Origin of the sequence: Chryseobacterium sp. (assembly GCF_041914225.1) — a bacterium.
Lineage (GTDB): Bacteria > Bacteroidota > Bacteroidia > Flavobacteriales > Weeksellaceae > Chryseobacterium.
In genome coordinates, this window is the sequence record NZ_JAYSDT010000098.1 from 1 (window position 1) to 4238 (window position 4238).

At 37.7% G+C, this 4238-nt stretch carries 5 protein-coding genes; 1 reads left to right on the forward strand and 4 read right to left on the reverse strand.

Annotated features, from left to right (window positions below; translation table 11 throughout):
* Nucleotides 1-331 precede the first annotated feature (331 nt).
* Nucleotides 332-712 carry a helix-turn-helix domain-containing protein gene (locus ACE3RB_RS19740; RefSeq protein WP_374465774.1) on the forward strand — a complete coding sequence of 127 codons (381 nt, stop codon included), beginning with the start codon at nucleotides 332-334 and terminating at the stop codon, nucleotides 710-712.
* Between the two features lie 67 nt (nucleotides 713-779).
* Here the strand turns inward: ACE3RB_RS19740 and ACE3RB_RS19745 are convergent, their stop codons facing one another.
* The 4 genes from ACE3RB_RS19745 to holA all read right to left on the reverse strand — a co-directional run bounded on the left by ACE3RB_RS19745 (nucleotide 780) and on the right by holA (nucleotide 4236).
* Nucleotides 780-992, reverse strand: a complete 213-nt coding sequence (locus ACE3RB_RS19745) for a glyceraldehyde-3-phosphate dehydrogenase (RefSeq protein ID WP_374465775.1) — start codon at nucleotides 990-992, stop codon at nucleotides 780-782.
* A gap of 305 nt (nucleotides 993-1297) precedes the next feature.
* Entirely contained in the window at nucleotides 1298-1675 is a 378-nt protein-coding gene (locus ACE3RB_RS19750) for a VOC family protein (protein WP_374465776.1), read from the reverse strand.
* Nucleotides 1676-2015: 340 nt separating this feature from the next.
* Nucleotides 2016-2957 carry a thioredoxin-disulfide reductase gene (gene trxB, locus ACE3RB_RS19755; RefSeq protein WP_002980248.1) on the reverse strand — a complete coding sequence of 314 codons (942 nt, stop codon included), beginning with the start codon at nucleotides 2955-2957 and terminating at the stop codon, nucleotides 2016-2018.
* A 241-nt stretch (nucleotides 2958-3198) separates the two neighbouring features.
* On the reverse strand, nucleotides 3199-4236 hold the full coding sequence (gene holA / locus ACE3RB_RS19760) for a DNA polymerase III subunit delta (RefSeq protein WP_002980250.1): 1038 nt from the start codon (nucleotides 4234-4236) through the stop codon (nucleotides 3199-3201).
* Between the last annotated feature and the right edge of the window lie 2 nt (nucleotides 4237-4238).

Here is a 4238-nt window from a genome sequence, read left to right on the forward strand (position 1 = left end):
GTTACAGTCAACAGTTTTCAAGACTGCCGCAATCGACCACTCTGCCAACTCTCCCTAAACTCCGGCTATACCGTTGTTTTCAGTGGTGCAAATATAGAACGATTTTTAGTTTCTGCAAAACTTTTCCCACACAAATTTTAACAAAACTTAATAATAGACTAGGAATCAGGGGAATTATTTTTCACTCTTTCGCTAAAGTTTCAATATAAAAATCTAAAACGCCCATGTTTTGGGGAATCCCATTCTAGAAAGGCTTTTGTATGACAAAACTTACAGCTATATTTACAAACACACATATTTTTCACTACATTTGTAAAAACACAGGTATCCTATGACAATGGAAAAACTAAGAACTTTAAGAAAGCAGAAAGGTTATACTCAGCAGCAGATTGCTGATCTTCTTGCCACCGATGTCTCCAACTACAGCAGAAAAGAAAATGGAGACGTTAAAATTTTTGATGACGAATGGGAGAAACTGGCTAAAATTTTAGATGTTTCTGTAGAAGATATCAGAGAGGAGAAAACAGCAACTGTTATACAGAATCTTACATTCAACGATAGTAGTTCTAATACCAGCAACCAATCTGGTAACTATAATCAGTATTGCAATATTCCAGAGTATTTATTAGAAAACCAACAGGAATACATTAATCTTCTGAAAGAGCAGATTAAAGCTTTAAAAGAAGAAAATGAAAACCTAAAAAAAGGATAATCACTTTTATATAAGAACAAAACGGCTTCTACTGGAAGCCGTTTTTATTTTGTTCCTGTAAAAGTTTCTATTCCCGGTCTACTATTGCAATGAAGCTGTTTTTTAAAAGGTCAGACGGATAAACAAACTGATCACCATTCTCTCCTTTTACAACGATAGCTCCCTGTTCATCATTCAGACATTTGTCCAGCTGGGTTTTCAGGTCGTTCAGTGATCCGTTGGGAACATCAATAATGTATGTTCCGGTGACATGTGTGATTTTGATGATTTTTCTTTCCATATTTTTTGATTAGGGGTCTAAATGTAAGGATTTTACCTGATACAACAGGAATAATTGCTTACCCGCAACGTTTGTCATTCTGAAGAATTTAAACTGCTATTTTATCATCACTTATGATAAGAATACTTTTTGGCCTGGATTCCTACGGAATGATAAGCAGAACGCTTTATCTTTGCGCACATCATTCCGCAGGAATCTAAGCTTTATTAAAATATTCCAGTCCACGCTTTATCTGGTTCCGCTCTGAATGATAAGCTTTAAGTATAGCTAATAGCAGGTTGTCAATCACAGCCCTTTTCCGTCCTCTACTCTCCTGCCGGTTCAAATAATTCTATCTTGTTTCCTTCCGGATCCAGGATGTGTACAAATTTTCCATATTCGTATACCGCAATTTCATCCAATACAGTAACACCTTCTTTCTTTAATTCCTCTACCAGCGTTTCAATATTCTCCACATGATAATTGATCATAAATTCTTTGGCAGAAGGCTCAAAGTATTGGGTAGATTCTTTAAAAGGACTCCACAGCGTATATCCTTTCTTACCGGATTCTTCGTCTTTCCAGTCGAATTTGGCTCCGTATGGGCTGGTGGGCAATCCCAGGTGGGTTTTATACCATTCATTTACTTGTTCAGGGTCTTTACACTTAAAGAAGATTCCCCCAATAGCGGTTACTCTTTTCATTTTTGATTCGTTTTTTCAGTTTATATATAATGGATGCAAGCAGAAACGTTTGCAGTTTCACAAATATATTAATGTTTTCATGGAATATTTGATATGGAAAAACATTTTATATTGGAAAACAGTATAATATTTAACCATTAAGAAAAATTAAATCCTTAAGAATATTAAGAAACGGTACGCTTTAAAGTATCTTTGATGCTTCCTTAATTTTCCTTCACAGCTTCAATCTGCTTAATGGTTCAAAAATCTGAAAACATTATATTATTTCAATCCTCAGAAAAGAATATAACAAAAAAGCGCACCCTTCGGGTACGCTTTGTATTGTATAAACTGAATAGTATTAGTGTAATTCAGCCAAATATTTCTCTGCATCCATAGCAGCCATACATCCGCTTCCCGCAGCTGTAATAGCCTGTCTGTAGATATGGTCCTGAACATCTCCTGCAGCAAATACACCCGGAAGATTTGTTCTTGAAGAACCTTTCTCTGTTAAGATGTATCCGTTTTCATCAAGATCTACCTGACCAACGAAAATATCAGTATTCGGTTTGTGACCAATCGCAATGAAGATTCCTTCAACATCTACAGTAGATTTCTCCTGAGTCTGGTTATTGATGATTACCGCTCTTTCTACCAGGCTGTTTTCTCCTTCAATCCCGATTAACTCATGGTGAAATTTCACTTCGATATTCGGAGTATTCTCTACTCTGTGGATCATTGCCTTTGATGCTCTGAAAACGTCTTTTCTTACCAGCATAGTCACCTTTTTACAAAGTTTTGCAAGGTAAGTAGCCTCTTCAGCGGCTGTATCTCCTGCTCCTACCACTACAACGTCTTTACCTCTGTAGAAGAATCCGTCACATGTAGCACAGGCAGAAACTCCGCCTCCTGCATATTTTTTCTCATCCTCAAGGCCTAAATATTTTGCTGTAGCTCCTGTAGAGATAATAACTGTTTTTGCAAGGATTTCTTTGTTTCCTGCGTATAGCTTGTGAACACCGCCTTTTTCCTTAGAGAATTCAGCTTTGGTGATCATTTCGTAATGAACTTTGGTATCAAATCTTTCTGCCTGTTTCTGCAGATCCATCATCATTTCAGGACCTGTAATCCCGGCTGGATACCCTGGAAAGTTATCCACTTCAGTAGTGGTTGTTAATTGTCCGCCCGGCTCCAAACCTGTATACAATTCAGGCTTTAAGTCTGCTCTTGCTGCATAGATAGCAGCTGTGAAACCAGAAGGTCCAGATCCAACGATCACACAATCTAAAATGTTTTGCTCCATAATTTGCTTTGTTCGAAAAGATTTAATTTGAATTAAGACCGCTAATTTCGGAATTTTTAATTTCTTTTTAAAGTTATTTTAATGATACTTGTCAATATCTGATATGTTGAATTTCGATGGCTGCTGTTGGGGATTCGGGTTCCGGGATTCGGGATTCAGGATGCGAGTTATTTTGAAACCTTTTTACATCAACCTCGAATCACGTATCTCGAAAACCCGTACCACGCTACCTCGCCCCGCCTTACACCTTCATCTTAATCTTATCTACGTTGATGATCTTATACACCAGTTCTCTGATCAGCTCAGCATCTCCCATATTCACCGCTCCAAGTCCTTTTCCTTTCATATCGAATTCACGGAGAATGGAAATCACTCTTGTGGCATGTTTCAGGGGATAAAGCCTGGCACTTTCCGCGTAGTCTTTAATAAAATAAGGATTTACGCCCATCTGTGAAGCAATTGCCTGCGGAGATTGTCCGGCCATAGTCTGATAAATAATAACGTTTGAAAAATAATTGTAAAGGCTTGCCAGCATCATGACAAAGGGATTATTCTTCGGGTTCTTTCCCATAAAATGGGCAATTTTAAAAGCTGCATTGGCATTTTTTGTTCCTAAAGCCTTCTGAAGTTCAAAGATATTGTACTCTTTACTGATCCCGATATGGTTTTCAACAATGGTTCCGTCAAGAATCTCTCCTTCTTTAAGGATCATCTTCAGCTTATTCAGCTCATTGGCAATTCTGGACAGATCGTTTCCAAGATATTCTGCCAGAAGATGGGAAATATTGGGAGCGGTATTGATCTTAAGCTTTGCACATTCATCCGAAATCCATTTAGGAAGGTTGCTTTCCTTTACAGACTCGCTCAGGAAAAGTGCTTTAGCTTTATCTAATGCTTTGGCTGCTTTTTTCCTGCTGTCCAGTTTTTTGTGCTTGTGTGCGAAAACCAATACTGTTGAAGGTACCGGGTTCTCTACATAAGATTCCAGAATCCTGTTTTCCTCTTCGTTAAACCTTAAATCCTGAGCTTCTTTTACAATAATCACCTGCTTGTCTCCCATCATCGGAAACTGTCTTGCCAGGGAAAGAACTTCCTGGTAAGTGGTATCTTTTCCGTAGGTAACGGTTTGGTTGAAGGCTTTTTCATCTTCTTCCAAAAAGTTGTGTTCAAGGGCTTTTACAGCAACATCAATAAAGTAGGCTTCTTCTCCGTGGAAAAAATAAATAGGTAAAACTTCTTTATTTTTAATATTTTTGAGGATTAAATCTAATTCTTTCATCT

Bases quoted from the DNA above. Each gene is read 5' to 3' on its own strand.
- ACE3RB_RS19740 (WP_374465774.1), top strand. From the start codon at position 332: ATGACAATGGAAAAACTAAGAACTTTAAGAAAGCAGAAAGGTTATACT.
- ACE3RB_RS19745 (WP_374465775.1), bottom strand. From the start codon at position 992: ATGGAAAGAAAAATCATCAAAATCACACATGTCACCGGAACATACATT.
- ACE3RB_RS19750 (WP_374465776.1), bottom strand. From the start codon at position 1,675: ATGAAAAGAGTAACCGCTATTGGGGGAATCTTCTTTAAGTGTAAAGAC.
- trxB (WP_002980248.1), bottom strand. From the start codon at position 2,957: ATGGAGCAAAACATTTTAGATTGTGTGATCGTTGGATCTGGACCTTCT.
- holA (WP_002980250.1), bottom strand. From the start codon at position 4,236: ATGAAAGAATTAGATTTAATCCTCAAAAATATTAAAAATAAAGAAGTT.